The 15,385-nt window shown below is 60.1% G+C and carries 13 protein-coding genes; 6 read left to right on the forward strand and 7 right to left on the reverse strand.

Features of this window, described 5'->3' with window-relative positions; all coding sequences use genetic code 11:
* Window positions 1-49 precede the first annotated feature (49 nt).
* Window positions 50-745, forward strand: coding sequence for a hypothetical protein (locus tag NSND_RS02270; RefSeq protein ID WP_080877417.1), 696 nt, complete (start codon window positions 50-52; stop codon window positions 743-745).
* Between the two features lie 447 nt (window positions 746-1,192).
* Here the strand turns inward: NSND_RS02270 and NSND_RS02275 are convergent, their stop codons facing one another.
* Window positions 1,193-2,704 carry a porin gene (locus NSND_RS02275; protein WP_080877418.1) on the reverse strand — a complete coding sequence of 504 codons (1,512 nt, stop codon included), beginning with the start codon at window positions 2,702-2,704 and terminating at the stop codon, window positions 1,193-1,195.
* 259 nt (window positions 2,705-2,963) lie between these two features.
* Between NSND_RS02275 and NSND_RS02280 the strand changes: the two genes are divergently transcribed.
* On the forward strand, window positions 2,964-3,653 hold the full coding sequence (locus NSND_RS02280; protein WP_080877419.1) for a response regulator transcription factor: 690 nt from the start codon (window positions 2,964-2,966) through the stop codon (window positions 3,651-3,653).
* 236 nt (window positions 3,654-3,889) lie between these two features.
* Here the strand turns inward: NSND_RS02280 and NSND_RS02285 are convergent, their stop codons facing one another.
* The 4 genes from NSND_RS02285 to NSND_RS02300 form a co-directional block, all read right to left on the reverse strand.
* Entirely contained in the window at window positions 3,890-4,273 is a 384-nt protein-coding gene (locus NSND_RS02285) for a CBS domain-containing protein (protein WP_159450591.1), read from the reverse strand.
* A gap of 212 nt (window positions 4,274-4,485) precedes the next feature.
* A complete protein-coding gene (locus NSND_RS02290) occupies window positions 4,486-5,061 on the reverse strand; it encodes an OmpA family protein (RefSeq protein ID WP_080877421.1) in 576 nt (191 codons plus the stop codon).
* A gap of 74 nt (window positions 5,062-5,135) precedes the next feature.
* On the reverse strand, window positions 5,136-8,834 hold the full coding sequence (locus NSND_RS02295) for an aldo/keto reductase (RefSeq protein WP_080877422.1): 3,699 nt from the start codon (window positions 8,832-8,834) through the stop codon (window positions 5,136-5,138).
* Between the two features lie 147 nt (window positions 8,835-8,981).
* A complete protein-coding gene (locus NSND_RS02300) occupies window positions 8,982-9,206 on the reverse strand; it encodes a hypothetical protein (protein WP_080877423.1) in 225 nt (74 codons plus the stop codon).
* A 450-nt stretch (window positions 9,207-9,656) separates the two neighbouring features.
* On the opposite strand from NSND_RS02300, the gene NSND_RS02305 reads away from it, so the two are divergent.
* From NSND_RS02305 to rnd, 4 genes are all read left to right on the forward strand, one after another.
* Entirely contained in the window at window positions 9,657-11,099 is a 1,443-nt protein-coding gene (locus tag NSND_RS02305) for an NAD-dependent malic enzyme (protein ID WP_080877424.1), read from the forward strand.
* 147 nt (window positions 11,100-11,246) lie between these two features.
* Entirely contained in the window at window positions 11,247-12,506 is a 1,260-nt protein-coding gene (locus tag NSND_RS02310) for a putative Na+/H+ antiporter (RefSeq protein WP_080877425.1), read from the forward strand.
* 116 nt (window positions 12,507-12,622) lie between these two features.
* Entirely contained in the window at window positions 12,623-13,252 is a 630-nt protein-coding gene (locus NSND_RS02315) for a J domain-containing protein (protein ID WP_159450592.1), read from the forward strand.
* Between the two features lie 3 nt (window positions 13,253-13,255).
* Window positions 13,256-14,461 carry a ribonuclease D gene (rnd, locus tag NSND_RS02320; RefSeq protein WP_080877427.1) on the forward strand — a complete coding sequence of 402 codons (1,206 nt, stop codon included), beginning with the start codon at window positions 13,256-13,258 and terminating at the stop codon, window positions 14,459-14,461.
* Between the two features lie 202 nt (window positions 14,462-14,663).
* Here the strand turns inward: rnd and NSND_RS02325 are convergent, their stop codons facing one another.
* Together NSND_RS02325 and arsC are read right to left on the reverse strand one after the other, a co-directional pair.
* Complete coding sequence (locus tag NSND_RS02325; protein ID WP_200810460.1) at window positions 14,664-14,906, reverse strand: DUF6116 family protein; 243 nt, start codon at window positions 14,904-14,906, stop codon at window positions 14,664-14,666.
* 80 nt (window positions 14,907-14,986) lie between these two features.
* On the reverse strand, window positions 14,987-15,337 hold the full coding sequence (gene arsC, locus NSND_RS02330; RefSeq protein WP_080877428.1) for an arsenate reductase (glutaredoxin): 351 nt from the start codon (window positions 15,335-15,337) through the stop codon (window positions 14,987-14,989).
* Window positions 15,338-15,385: the final 48 nt, after the last annotated feature.

Genomic DNA, 15,385 nt, shown 5'->3' on the forward strand with positions numbered 1-15,385 from the left:
CGTGACCACCGATCATGCGTTCCCACGAACCAGAGACTGGAGAACAGGAATGGATCCCATGTTGCGTCGAACCGTCATCCTCCCCTTGCTCCTTGCCGCCGCGGCGCACTTCGGCTGCAGCACCCCGCCGCCGCCACGCACCTCATATCAGGATCCTATCACCGCGATCCGGCTCTACGTGGATGACCGTGCCCAGTCCAGCCATCAGCACCCCGCCGACATCTCCCCGGAACAGATGGCGAAGGTGCTGGGCGGCCTGCGTGTCTTTCCGCGATCCGGATTCATCGGGTCCTTGATCTCGGGGCAGGCTAGCCCCAAGCCTGCCTTTGCATCCACTGAAATCCAGGCCTTGGCCCCGAGACTCAGCCGCGCGTTTACGGAGGCCAAGCCCGATGAACTGGTGACGTTTTACCGTCGTTTTTCCGACAACAACACCGGGCTGGCCGTCACGTCCGGCGGGATGTTCGTCCAGGACGGGTATCTGACGGTGGTCCTCGCCAACGATCGGACGCTCCCGACCGATGGCATGAACCAAAACATGGTGACGGATTTTGATCCGATCGACAGTCCGCTCGTTCCGATTGCGCGCACGAGTTTTCGACTTGAATTCGCGCAGCCTTCGGCGCTGGCCGCACCCGACAAACGACCCGCTTGGCCCTATATCGACGAAGGCCGCATTCTCGCCATCGACCTTCGGCGGCTGTCCGCCGAGCCTAGATCCTCGGCCGTCCATCCGGCGCCGTAATTCCTTTCATATCTTAGGATCGTGCCGCCAGCCGACAAGACGTACTGTCTTCTCGGTCGGCGGCCCACATCCTGTGACGAATGGCATCGCCTCTCGTCACGGGCCGGCGGTCCTCCGAGAGGCCGAGGCCTGCACCAGGCGGCTGTTGAGACTACGCGAGCCGAGCTCGTCCGCCAGCATGCCGGTTTGTCGCGACGATCTGTAGGGGAGGCTCTTATGAAGAACGGGGAGGGGATTGTCGTGAACAGGTGGGACTGGCGATTGAGACTAGCCAGCTAGTCCGCCAAGACCCGTCGTTCGTCTCTCATGACAGCCCGGTGTTGCGGATCCTGACGAGATACGCTTCACGATTCACGGATGTCGAGAAGGCCGCAGGCGAGACTGGCGAGTAGGAAGGCGGGCGTCCTGGACATGGATTCCGAACGCCCGCCAAGGCCTAGGCTCTCGTTAGTTCCAGAACCATTGCGTCATGAATCGCATCTGCGAGGCGTCGAAGTCGTTTTGGGCACGGTTCGCGACCAGCGTACTGTTCAAACCGTCCTTTGACATCCACTCCGCCACCACTCTGAAATGGGTGTCCGGCTCCCACACCAGACCGATATTCCAGGTGCGTGATTGGCCGTCCGGCGCCCCGTTGATTGATTTGAAGCCGCCGTAGTATTCCCCGTAACGCACATAGGGCGTCAACATACCGACATCCGAGTAGCGCCAGGTATAGTACCCTTGCACGTACCCGCCGACCACGTTGCTCTCTTCGATGAAGTTGGTTTGCGCGTTCCGTTTCGGCCCCCGGCCCACGGTGAACTCGGCCAAGAGTCCCCAAGGTTGCGGCGGGGTCCAGACATAGGCCGTGATTCGCTGATCCTTGATATCGCAGCCGCTCTCCGAGGTCAGGGTGCTGATACAGCGGGCGGCACTGGCGACCGTGGGCTGACTGGCTCCCTGTACGGAAAACACGCCATGGTAACCAAGCACACCGGCTTCGAGCAGCCGACCGTTCCGGAATTGGAAGGGATAGGAGAGTTTGGCGCCGATGTGTTTGTCCTTATTCAATTCCAACCGGCTCCTGCCTTGTCCGTTGTAGACCATGATCCCGAACACGCCATAGTCGCCGGGCCCGTTGTGATACGCGGCCAGTTGGGTAAACCGCTCCTGGGCGACCTTTGGACTCCAGTAGTAGGCCACGCCCAGATCGCGTTCGCCGGGCGCGCCGCTCTGAATGGATTCGTGCCGGTCCATTTCCTGCCGGTTTGTGCTCGACCGGTAGGTATCGAATGCGTTGGGAACGCGTTGTAGACCGAAGCGGAAGCGGTGCACCTTGTCCTTGGTGAGGTAGTAATCCACCATGGCGTCGATCATTTCATTGTTTGCCGGCGTCTGTTGCCCACCTTCGAGCGCGAACTGCATGAAGAAGGCCACTCGTTCCGACACTTGCCCCTGGAACACCAACCGCATCCGGCGGATGTAAAATTCATTGCCCTGCTGGTCGCCGAAGCTGTCGCCCAGAGGATTGTCGAAGAGGCGATTCGTGGGCGCCATATTGTACTTGTATTGGATGTACCCGGTCATGCGGATCCGTTCGTACCAGCGCGGATTGCCGGACATCTGCAATTCCGACGACTGTTCGAACACACGGCGTTCTTCCTCGGCCTTGAGACGGATCCAGTCTTCCTGCGTGATCACGCCTTTCTCAAGCAACAGGCTTTCGAGTGAGGTACTCTCGATCGAGAGGCGCTGACCCGATGTTTCTCGGTCGGTACTGTTCGCGGTGGGTATCGCCTGAGGTACCGACTCCATGGCGGAAAGCGCCTGGATCGATTGAGCGGGCCCCTGGGCGACGACTGTCGGCGCAGCATCGTTTGCGCCGGCCGATGCCTTCAGCGGCAAGAACAACAGCGCTCCGGCGATGCCGAGCGTCGCGGCAGACCATTTCAAGACACACATCCCCCCGTACTTCATTCAGCCCTCCTCATCGTGTGATGTTCGTACCGTTTGGCACATGACCATAGCCGGCAGTACAAGTGATAAAAACCAGATGATTTCACGGGCGCACTATCGATCGGCTTCGTGACAGTGCTGTCACCGCCTGGTTAAGTCTTTGTAAACAGCCGTTGAAGCCAGTCGGCCGACGAGAGAATTTACACGCACGTAACATGTCGATGACCCCTCAACAATCTCCCGACGCCATAGTGCGTCCTCGAGAGGAGGGTTCAGCCGCATGACCGACTTGAAAAAGACGATTCTTCTGGTGAGCGCCGATCGGACTGCCACCGGCTCTTTGGAGAAACTGCTCGAGCTGAACGGTTATCGCGCCTGGGTGTCGACGACACTGGCCGCCTCACTGAGCGAGATCCGGCGACGGCCTCCAATGTTGATTCTGTTGGACCGACAGATCCTTGCCACGGAGGGAGGACGCCGGGATCAGTTTCCTCCTGCGATCCCCATCATCGTGCTGCAGCCGTTCGACAAATCCTGCGGTCAGGATGAATGCCTCACCGAGCTGGACGCCGGCTTCGACCTCGTCTTTTGTTCTCCCCATTCCCGGGAACTCCTGGCGCATATTCGGGCGATCCTTCGTCGACACAACATGCCATCGGCGGCTCCATCCGTTCTTCGCGTCGAAGGGCTCACGATGGATATCTCCCGCCATGAGGTGACGGTTGAGGGAGCCCTCGTCGAACTCACACCGAAGGAATTTCGTATCCTCCATCAATTTCTTCTCGCACCGGGTGTCGTGCTGTCGAGGCAAGATCTGCTCAACCGTGTCTGGGGGGAGGACTATGCCCTAGAAGAACATGCGCTGGATGTTCACATTCATTCGCTACGCCAAAAAATCGAAGCAAACCCTGCCAAGCCGATTTTCATCGTGACCATTCGCGGGGTCGGATACAAACTTCAGAGCCCCTGAGCGTTTTCATTTTGCGCTCTCTTTCCCGGACACCGCTCCTGTTGCCGCGGACCACCGCCACATTGACTCAGATGACATCTTGACCGGGTGCAGATAGATGTCCTCGAATAGGAAAAGGGGCGGCGAGTGCGTCGCCGGGGCAGGTAATAGAAGAGGTGATGGGTGAGGAAGAGGGGAGAGTTGGCCTGCTCCTACCTGGCAGGCCGTCGATGGACAAGTACCGATGCGGTGACGAGTTAGAACTCGTCCACCGACACCGGCTGCAACAGATCCCGTACCGAAAGAACCCCGACGATCGCGCCGCTCTTCAGGACACCCAGATGGCGGGTGTGGTGATGTTGCATGAGATCGGCCGCTTCCGTAATCGAACGGCGCTCATCCAAGCTGATGACTGGGCTGCTCATGATCGATTCCACGGGAACAAAATGCACCGGCCTGTTTTCACCCACGACTTTTCGAACGATATCGGACTCGGTCACGATGCCGACTACACGGTCGTTCTGCTCGATAAACACGCTGCCGACGTGGCGCTCGTTCATCACTCTGGCTGCGTCCGCCGCCGAAGTGCCGGCCGGCACCGTCACCAGTTTCTTCGTCATGAGATCGCTCACTGTCACCATACTGTCTCCTCCTTGTTGAATGTGTGTCATCGGCGGCTGTCTCTCACCTTGCCGATGCTCTAACAGGGAAGATACTCCTGTTACGTTCCAGGATGGTTAGGCGACCGTAAATTCTATGTTACGAATGATCCGACAGGGAAAAGGGAGGAGGACAGGCGCGGCACAGGCGAGGATCGCCCATGCCGCACCGTGAGAGGAATGCCGGGGAACGACTACTCTTTCACTACGAAGTGGACGCTGCGATTCTTCTGCCAGCAGACCGGATTGTGCTGAAGACACAACGGCCGGTCTTTTCCGTAACTGGTCGTATCGACCTGGAGCTGACTCATGCCCAACGATTCGAGGTAGCGTTTCACGGAGAGGGCTCGCCGTTCACCTAACACCAGATTGTATTCGGAGGTCCCGACTTCGTCACAACGGCCTTCCAGCAACACCTTGGTGATCCGGTTGTCTTTCAACCGCTTGGCATTGGCCTCGACCGCCGTGAGCGCATCGTCCCGCAGGACGTATTGGTCAAAATCAAACAGCACATCGGGGAACGGAATGTTCTGCTCCCCGGTCGCATTCCGCGCGGCCATCTCCACCGATCGCAACGGCACCGGAGCCGGTTCCGGCGGGGCGGGGATTTCCTGTACCGGAGCCGCAGCCACACGCTCCTCCGCGCGGGGCTTCGGTGGAGTCGCCGTCACTCCTCCACTGGTTCCCGATTTGCTCGCGCAGCCGTCAAGAAACAAGGGGCCGGCGACGGCAAGCAATCCGAGCAGGACAAACGGGCGCAAACGTATCATGAAAACCTCCGGCGCTAGGTGAGTTCGTGGAGTGGACGAGGCACAGAATAATCAAATCGAACGAACAGGGCAAGTTACTTCTTCTCGGCACAGCGATCGTAGACGCGTCGCGAATCCGACAACGGCTCCCACCGTAGGATCTGCAACGCATCGTCCACATAGGCCGGCGTGCGCATTCCGTTGAGCACGGACGTGACGCCCCCTGTGCTGGCGAGAACCCACAGCGCCTTCTGCGACAAGGTCGCCTTCCGTCTCTGTTCGGGCAACAACGGATCGATGGTTCGATGCAGGTCTTCGGCGCGCAGCCGGCTGCGCTCACTGGCTTCACGATGCAACGTTCGCAGGAGCGCGAGGAGTTCCGGTACGTACCGGTCACGCCAGGTTTCCCACTGCTCAGCAATGGTACCCGTAAACGCTTCGGAGAGCGCGCGAAGCACCTGATTCACGTGGGGTGCAATCATCTGCGTTTCAATTTGTTCCCAATGTTCCAAGCCCTGCACTTGCGTGCGGATGCGGTTCAGTTCGTCGGCCCATCGGAAAAAGTCTGCGGGAAGCATGCCTTGGCCGCTGTGGGCCACCGCCGGCGCAAGATCCTTTCGATACTCTTCTTCCAACAGGGCGACCTTCTGTCGTTGCGTCTCGAAGTCCGCCTCCGGCGCCGGCACCGGCACATCGGCCAATCGCACCACGCCGCCGCGCTGGGCCGGCATCGCATTCAGCGGGCGATTCACGAGCACCGCGACACCTTCCCTCAGGGCTTCATCCAGCAAGGTGCTGCCGTTGTCCGGACCCGTATTCTTGATCAACGCCGCGCCGGACTCGTGCACATTCATCGGACACTGCAAAACCGTGAAATGGTGAGCGGCCGCTCCGACGTTCTTTGCCGCCGCCTTCGCGGCTTCAATCATGCGAGACACGGACGTGGCGCCGGGCTCATCCGGAGAGGCCGTGGACGTATTGGACGAAACGCCGTACCCGCGCAGCCGGCCCGCTTCAACCTGCCTTTCGCAATACTCGAATGCCAGTTGCAACCGCGCATAAAATTCATCGCGCACCGTGGGCAGCTCCCGTTGCTCACCGGCGCCGAGACGGGTCGCGTGGGACAGGAAATACTCCGGGTTGTGGAGCAAACAGACATCCAGCGTCGCCAATCCCAGGCGATCCAGCGACAGCGTCAATTGATCTGCCAGGAACTCCGGATGGATGCAATGCCAGATGTCGTCGCCGTACTTCACCATGTCCGGATAGGGCTTCCCGGATTTTTCCCGCGTTTTGGCCTGGGCCAGATTCTGGCCCTGCACATAGCCGATCTTCGACACCACGATGATTTCCTCACGGGCTACTTCACCGGCACGTATCAATTGCTGCAGGACCGCACCCACCACTTGCTCGCTCTCACCGTCCATGTAATTCGTCGAGGTATCGATCAGGTTGCAGCCCGAGCGAATCGCCTTGATCAGGGCCTCTCGATGCTCCGCTTCCCGTTGCCCGACCCGGTACGTGCCGAATCCGAGACGGCTGACCGTCAGTCCTGTCGCCCCGAACGGCCCGAACCCGTTCGCCAACGAGCCGGCCCCGGTGGCATCGTGAATCTTCCGGGCCGCGTAACCGGCCGTGCCCTGAACGGTCGCGGCCCCCGGATACAAATTTCCGCTCAAGACCTTTTGTTCGGGCGCAGTCAACGGCGGTGCAGCTTTGTGCGATGGATCGAGCAACGCAGGGAGATCCGCGGGATCGGTGATCGGCTGTCGGCAGGCAAAATTCCGGCAGACATACAACGCCGCCTTGCCGCCGACCAGGGCCTTCCCTTGCAACAGCGGATGGGTCGGCTCGGACTGCTGCGATGTCCGATAGGCGATAACACGATTCGAAATATAGGTCCGGCTGACTGCCGCGCATAACGCGACGGTGTTAGAATCGCCGGATGCCCCGATGACGGCAATTTCAACCGGACCGCTGGTCAACAGATCGACGACGATCAGACTCTTCGCAAATGCGCGCGGGTAGCGGGCAATCTGGCGCCCATAGGCGCGCACAGCCGCAGCAGCCGCTTGCCGGAAATCCTCCCGCCCGAAGTGATAGGACAATCGGGCCAGCACCGCTGCCGCCACAGCATTCCCGCTCGGCGTGGCTCCGTCCGGACCTTCACGACTGCGCATGATCAAGGCTTCGTGGCCCGTGGCGGTGGTGAAGAATCCGCCCTGTTGACTGTCGGAGAAATCCGCAAGGATGCGCTCCGCGAGCCGCACCGCCGCAGACAGGTACCGCTCGTTGCCGCCTGCTTCATAGGTGTCGATCAAGCCTTCGGCAAAATAGGCATAGTCTTCCAGGTAGGCATCCAGGTGAGCCGTGCCGGCGCGATAGGTCCGCAGGAGTCGTCCGTCAGTCTTAGCGAGCGTCGTCAGGAGGAACTCACATGCGCGTTCGGCAGCGGCCCGATACCGCGGCATGTCGAACACCCGCCCGGCTTCCGCCATGGCGCTGATCATCATTCCGTTCCAGGCCGTGATGACCTTGTCATCGAGTCCGGGCGGAACGCGTTTCGCGCGCGCCGCATAGAGCAACGGCTTCACCCGATCGATGGTCTCTTGCAAGTCCTCGACGGTCAGCCCCAACTCTTTCGCCACCAACGCGACGGACTTGGCCGTATGCAGCACATTCTTGTGCTCCCAGTTGCCGCCCGGTGTGACATCGTAATAGGCACAGATTCGCCGCACATCCTCTTCGTTCGAAAGCACCGCGCGAATTTCCTCCGGCGTCCAGACGAAGAATTTCCCCTCCACCCCTTCGGAGTCGGCATCGGTTGCGGAATAGAACCCGCCCTCGGGAGACGTCATTTCCTTCAGAACATAGTCGAGGGTTTCACAGGCCACGCGACGGTAGTTTTGATCTCCGGTCACTTGAAACGCTTCGACATAGACGCGCGCCAGCAGGGCGTTGTCGTACAGCATCTTCTCGAAATGGGGCACCAGCCACCGTTCGTCGGTGGAGTAGCGCGCGAAGCCGCCCCCGATCTGATCGTAGATCCCGCCGGCCGCCATGGCATCCAACGTAGTGCGGACCATCGTGAGCGTATGGGGATCCTTGGTGCGGTGATAACAATGGAGCAACAGCGAGAGGCCGGTGGCAGGCGGAAACTTCGGGGCGCCGCCGAATCCTCCGAGCTTGGCATCGAAGTCCTCTGCAAACTGGGTCACGGCCATGTCGAGCTCGGCTTCGCCGACCGTGGTCGGGGAAGGGGCGTGACTTCCGTCCTGCAGGCGCGCGGTGAGGGTCGCGGCTTGGGTCAGTACGCCCGCATGATCTTTTTCCCAATACTCGGCAATTTTCTTGAGCAGGGTGGGGAAGCCAGGACGGCCCCATCGATCCTCAGGCGGAAAATAAGTCCCGGCAAAAAACGGTTTCTGATCGGGAGTCAGGAACACGGTCATGGGCCAGCCACCCTGATTCCGGTTCAGCGCCAGCGTGGCCTGCATGTAGATCTCATCAAGATCGGGCCGCTCTTCGCGATCGACTTTGATGCACACGAAATGTTGATTCATGATCCGGGCGATCGCCTCGTTCTCAAACGATTCCCGCTCCATGACATGACACCAATGGCAGGAGGAATAGCCGATCGAGAGGAGAATCGGCCGCTTCAGTTTCGCGGCTTGCGCCAACGCTTCAGGTCCCCAGGGATACCAATCCACCGGGTTATAGGCATGTTGCAGGAGATAGGGACTGGTCTGCTGTATGAGGCGATTCGGCTCGCGGCCGGGGGTTGTGCTGGTCATGCGCGAACCGTATCACGCACCGATTGAATGGGTCAATGAAGCGAAGGAGAGAAGGAAGGGCAACCGCGCGAGGCAAAAAAATTGGCTCGCGCCGGCATCCGGAGTCGCGAGCCAATTTGGACTACGAAAGAACGTCGGAAGCGAGGATCAGTGTCCGCCCTTCTTTTCGTCCTTCTTCTTCTCTTCGCCGAACACGGTCTGGGACAGGTGTCCACCCTTCTTCTCTTCCTTCTTCTTGTCATCGCCGAAGAGGGTCTGGGAGAAGTGGCCGCCCTTCTTCTCTTCCTTCTTCTTGTCGTCACCGGCGAACGACGGGGCGGTGAATGCAACGAGAATGGCTGCCGCTACGAATGCAAATAGAGCACGCTTCATGGAAACCCCTCCTTGAAAGGTTGAGAATATAAGTGCCCACCACAAGGGCGGGCCGAGGGTAGCCAACCTGTCAAAAAAAGTCAACGAAACTCTTCACCATCTTGTTTTGCCTCCGCAGACAGCCCGCCAGGGCCTGGGACGCCCCCTGGCGAACAGCTCCACAATCTTTTCCGGTTGGATTCGAATCAAAGCTGAATTCTCAATGTGATATGAGCCGAACATCAACTCATCATTGCGTCTTCATCCTCTCCAGCGACAGCCAGCGTTCTCGTGTCACCGTTCCTGCGACTCTTACATCTCCAGTGCGCGCATCAGAAGATCCCTGAAGACAGCTCTTGCTCGGTGGGACACGGCAGCCCTGCACAGCGAACCGGCCATAGTGTTGTCACCCGCGTGTCATCCACTGTGATACACTCTTGAACAAGGCCACTCACATCCGGGTCGCAGCCTATGACCACCGATGACATCGGTCCCTATTCCAACTACCGCCTGACCGTCCGCCTCGCACTCCTCAACAAACCGGGTATCTTCGCAAAAGTGGCCGGGCTGCTGGCCGAAGAGGGGGCCAACCTCGGGGCCGTAGACATCGTGTCGGCGAATGCCGAACGCATGATCAGGGACATTACCTTCGACGTGCAGAATGAGGCCCACGGAGAACGTGTCCTCGAACGGCTCGAAGCCCTGCCGGAAGTGAATGTGCTCTCGGCATCCGACCGGATTTTCCTCCTCCATCTGGGCGGAAAAATCAGAGTCCAGAGCAAAGTCCCGGTCAATACGCGCAATGTCCTCTCGATGATTTACACACCCGGGGTGGGGCGTGTCTGCCAGGCCATCGCGAAAGACCCATCGAAAGCCTATGCCTTCACGATCAAGAGCAATAGCGTGGCCGTCGTCACCGACGGGTCTGCGGTACTGGGTTTGGGCAATCTCGGTCCCTCCGCCGCACTTCCGGTGATGGAAGGCAAGGTCATGTTGTTCAAGGAATTGGCGGGCATCGATGCCTGGCCGATTTGTGTCGCCACGCAGGCCCCTGATGAAATCATCCGCATCGTGCGCGGCATCGCCCCCGGTTTCGGCGGCATCAACCTGGAAGACATCAGCGCCCCGCGTTGCTTTGAAATTGAACGCGCACTCAAGACATCCCTCGACATTCCCGTCATGCACGACGATCAGCACGGTACGGCCGTCGTCCTCCTGGCCGCTCTGACCAATGCATTGAAGGTAGTCGGAAATCGAATGGAAGATGTCCGGATCGTGGTGAACGGCCTGGGCGCAGCCGGAACCGCCTGTTGCCGTATTCTGCTCGCCGCCGGGGCGTCCCATCTCATTGGGTGCGACAAGGAGGGTATCGTGCTGATGGGTGATGCGGAGGAACTGCGAGCCTGCCGCACCGATCTTCACGCCTGCATCCGTCGGGATCAGCCGCGCGGGACGCTCCACGATGCCTTGAAGGGCGCCGACGTGTTCATCGGGCTCTCCGTGGGCAATGTGCTGAACCGGGAGGATCTCGAACGGATGAATCAGGACCGGATCGTCTTCGCGATGGCCAACCCCGATCCGGAGATCGAACCGAAGGTGGGCGATGAGGCCTCACGGATCTTTGCCACCGGCCGGTCGGACTTTCCCAACCAGATCAACAACGCCCTGTCGTTTCCAGGAATTTTCCGCGGGGCGCTCGACGTGCAAGCCAGCGAGATCAACGAAGCCATGAAGCTGGCGGCGGCCGAGGCCATTGCCGGTTGTGTGCCGGCCGAAGCCCTGTCGGAGGACTACATCATCCCCAGCGTGTTCGATCGCGACGTGGTGCCGCGCGTCGCGAAGGCAGTGGCCGCGGCTGCGCGCGCAACCGGCGTGGCCCGCCGCCGTATCCGGATCGACGACGACCTCCGCTGACCGTGCAACCTTCTACCCCCTCCCGTTTCTTTTCTTGCTTGGCGTAGTCCTCGCACCCCATGTACAGTAGGCACATATTCTGATGGACTGGTTCGTCCGCGCGTCAGCCCTAGCCGGGGTTCCCCGCGACCGCCCTGAAAAATCACCGTGACGCCAACCACAATCGAAATGATCGGGACCGCTCTGTTCGTCGTCGCGATCCTGCATACCTTTTCCACCGCATTTTTTGAGCACCTGGCCCATACAAGACCGGCGCATGCCGGGCTGTGGCACTTGCTGGGGGAAGTCGAAGTTGTCTTCGGCTTCTGGGCGCTCGTCCTCATCGCCGTCATGTTCGTCACCGATGGGCCGGCTGCCGCGACACACTACCTCGATTCACGCAACTTCACGGAACCGCTGTTCGTCTTCGCCATCATGGTCATCGCGGGCACGCGCCCGATTCTGCATGCCGCCACGAGCGGAGTTCGGCTGCTCAGCACGGCCCTCCCGTTGCCGCACAATCTGAGCGCCTATTTCACCATTCTGACGCTGGTGCCGTTGCTGGGGTCATTCATTACCGAACCCGCAGCCATGACCCTGGCCGCCCTGATGCTGCGCGACCGGTTTTTTCGGAACGGCCTTTCGAAGCCCTTGAGGTATGCCACCCTGGGAGTGCTGTTTGTGAATGTTTCGATCGGCGGGACGCTCACACCGTTTGCCGCGCCTCCGGTCTTAATGGTGGCCGGCACCTGGAACTGGGACTTCCCGTTCATGATGGGAAACTTCGGATGGAAAGCCGCGGTCGTGGTTGTCGTCAATGCGCTGGCTGCGGCGCTGCTGTTCCGTAGGGAGCTCTGTCGAATCTCTGCAGAGGGCCGCGAAACAGCACATGGCAGGGTGCCCTTCACGATGGTCGTGCTGCACCTGGTCTTTCTTGGGCTAGTGGTGCTCTTCGCCCATCACCCGGTGATGTTCCTGGGAGTCTTTCTGTTCTTCCTGGGTGTCGCCCAGGCTTACGAACGACACCAGGATCGCTTGATCCTGCGCGAGGGCTTACTTGTGGGATTCTTTCTGGCAGGCCTGGTCGTGATGGGTGGGCAGCAACAGTGGTGGCTGCAACCGATCCTGCTGAGCATGAGCAACGATGCGGTCTTCTTCGGGGCGACTATTCTGACGGCCTTCACCGACAATGCGGCGCTGACCTATCTCGGGTCGCTCGTGGAAGGCTTGTCGGATGGATTTAAATACGCGCTGGTGGCCGGTGCAGTCACGGGCGGCGGCCTGACCATCATCGCCAATGCGCCGAACCCTGCCGGCGTGGCCATGCTTCGCGGCCACTTCGAGGATGAGTCCATCAATCCGCTGGGACTCTTCCTGGGTGCGTTACCACCCACGATCCTCGCTGCGCTCGGCTTTTGGTGCCTGTAGACCTCTCAACCCTTCACCAGACCCCGATGCTCCGCTCTTATCGAAGCGCAAACGGTTGTGCTAAGATGCCCACGACCTTGCCAGGAACCCTGGAGGGTCACGCCCAACGAGGACTTGTGGCCTTTTCGACCAATCGCCTGTTTAAATATCAGCGAGGCATGCGGCGGCGCATCGGCATGTTACGCGCCAAGAATGTCGACAGCATGGAGTTTGCCGTCGACTTCATGATGCAGGAACGGGTCGACAGCTACTTCCGCATCGAACCTGGGCTCGAAGAAGTCGAACGGTCGCTGCAACAGATCGAAGAGGAATTGGAACTGGTGAGGGATGTTTCGGGCGCCATTCGGCTGGAGTCCCGATTGGAGTTCGTCGAAGACCGCTGGGACGAACTCGACAGTGAAGTGCGGGAACGTCCGCGCCGCCGGCGCCGCAAAATCAACCTGGCCGACTTTCTCAAAGCCGCGGGAGGGGAGGGAAGTCCCACCGGCGCGACCAATGAAGTCACCAATGCCTACGATGCCTATCAGATTCTGGGCCTCGAGTTCGGCACTCCGCTCGCCGATGTGACCACGTCCTTCCGTCAACGCGCCAAAGAACTCCACCCCGATGCGCGCAACGGCGACCGCAGTTCAGAACCAGAGCTCCGGCGCATCCTCGAAGCCTATCAATTTCTCAAAGAATACTTGAGCCTGAGCAACACCGAACCGCCGATTTCACGCGGGGCGGAATATCGCCCCACTGAGTAACCCATGGCCACACTGGAACCGGAACAGACGTTCATTACCTCCGACGATGCACTCGATGCCCTCTGTGATCAACTCCTCAACAGTTCGGTCATTGCCATCGATACCGAGTTTATGGGGGAGGAGCATTTCATCCCCCGCCTGGAGTTGATCCAGGTCGCAGCGGAAGGGGTGGCGGCGGTCATCGACTTCCCGGCCGTGCAAGAGACCGCGCCAATGGCCCGATTCTGGGAGCTTGTCTGCGATGCCCGCATTGAAAAAGTGCTGCATGCGGGACGGCAGGACCTGGAACTGTTTGCGCACCATGCCGGACGTCTGCCGAAGCCGTTTTTCGATACGCAAATCGCCGCCGCCATGGTCGGCTACGGCGCGCAGACCGCCTATGCCAACCTGGTCCAGCGCGTCCAGGGTGTGAAACTCGACAAGGCCCATACGTTTACGAATTGGAGCCAGCGGCCGCTGAGCCGGGAGCAGCTGATTTATGCCCTGGATGACGTGACCTTTCTGCTCCCGGTGCATCAGCATCTCCGGCAGAAATTATCCGTGATGGGTCGCTCGGAGTGGGTGGACGAGGAATTTGCCCGCTTGGAGGTCTCTCTCGGCGCGCAGGCGCGGGACCCGCTGGAGCGATATCAACGAATCCGTGGATGGGATAGCCTCAAACCACGCGCGGCCGGCGTCCTGCGCGACCTTGCAGCCTGGCGTGAAGGGGAGGCCCGGCGTCGCAACGTCCCGCGAGGACGAGTGATGCGTGACGAGGTGCTGGTGCAACTGGCCCGTCAAACACCGCGCACACTGGATCAATTGCGCGGCATGCGGGGGATGTATTCGTCGGAAGTCGAACGGAACGGACAGGCGCTTCTCGCCACCATGCAGCAGGCGTTGGCGCGACCGGAATCCGAATGGCCCGAGGTCCCGCGCGATCGCAAACCGGATCCCGAGTCCACCGGCGTGCTGGAGCTGCTGCAGGCTGTGCTGAAGTCTCGTGCCTCCGTGGAGAACATTGCCCCGACGTTGATCGCCACCACCGGTGACTTGCAGGCCCTGGTCGAACGCGCCTCGCCGGTGGAGGAGATGGACATTCCCGTGTTGCGGGGATGGCGGCGGCAACTGGTCGGAGAAACACTCCTCAGCGTCTTATCCGGCGATCTGAAGGTGTGGATCGACCCACAACTCGGCAAACTCCGCTTCGGCCATCTCGATCACGCGTAACCTCCGCCGTCTAGCACGCATTCTTCATGAGCACTTCTGCTGCAATCGCGGATTCGCTGCTACTACGCGCCTTCGGCTGGCAGGCTCGCCGCTCGGTCCCTCGACGTACTGTTCAAGTACGCCTCGGTCCCTCACAGCTCCGCATGCCCGTCTCGCAACGCGACTGCGCGATTTCCCGACGAACTGTCATGAGGAATGCGAGCTAGCGCGTCGCGCCTCGCGTGGCTTGAGCGCGGCTCTGAGTCCGACGCTCTTTCCACAACCCCAGCAACAACGTCAGCAACGCCAGGCCGATTTCGTCGGCCAGCGGGATCACGTCCGGCACAATGATGTCCGCCAGGGTGAGGAGGGCGAACATCACGAAGAGAGACGGAAAGCGAAGGTTGAGCCGCTGCAGAATCCTTCCGAGCAGCGACACGCGATCAACGGAACTGAATGCGAACATAAGTCCGGCCCTCCGTCATCCCCCCCGGCGCCTCCACAACTGGGTCTACAGATGCGCTCGGTTCAGCGTTCCTTGGAAGCTCACAGCATTTGAGTGATCGTGTCCGCCGGGCGCGCCAGCATGGCCTTGTCGCCTTTTTCGACCAGCGGACGCTGGATCAAATCCGGATGCAGAACCATCAGGTCGAGCACATGGTCCTCGCTCAGCGCCGGGTCGGATAGCTTCAGCGACTTGTAGAGATCTTCCTTCGTCCGTAAGACCTCACGCGCCGTCAGTCCGGCTTTCTTCAGCAGGGCCTTGAGCCGGCTCTTCGTGAAGGGTTGCTCATAATAATTGATCGCCTTGAACGGTTGCCCGCTTTCGCGCACAATCCGGACGGCCTCGCGACACGTTGAACAAGTGGGCTTCTGATAAATCGTGATCTCCGCCATACCTTCAGCCTCTCTCCTTCTTATAAGGTTCCCTTGACGCAAATTTTT

Origin of the sequence: Nitrospira sp. ND1 (genome assembly GCF_900170025.1) — a bacterium.
Taxonomy (GTDB): Bacteria; Nitrospirota; Nitrospiria; order Nitrospirales; family Nitrospiraceae; genus Nitrospira_A.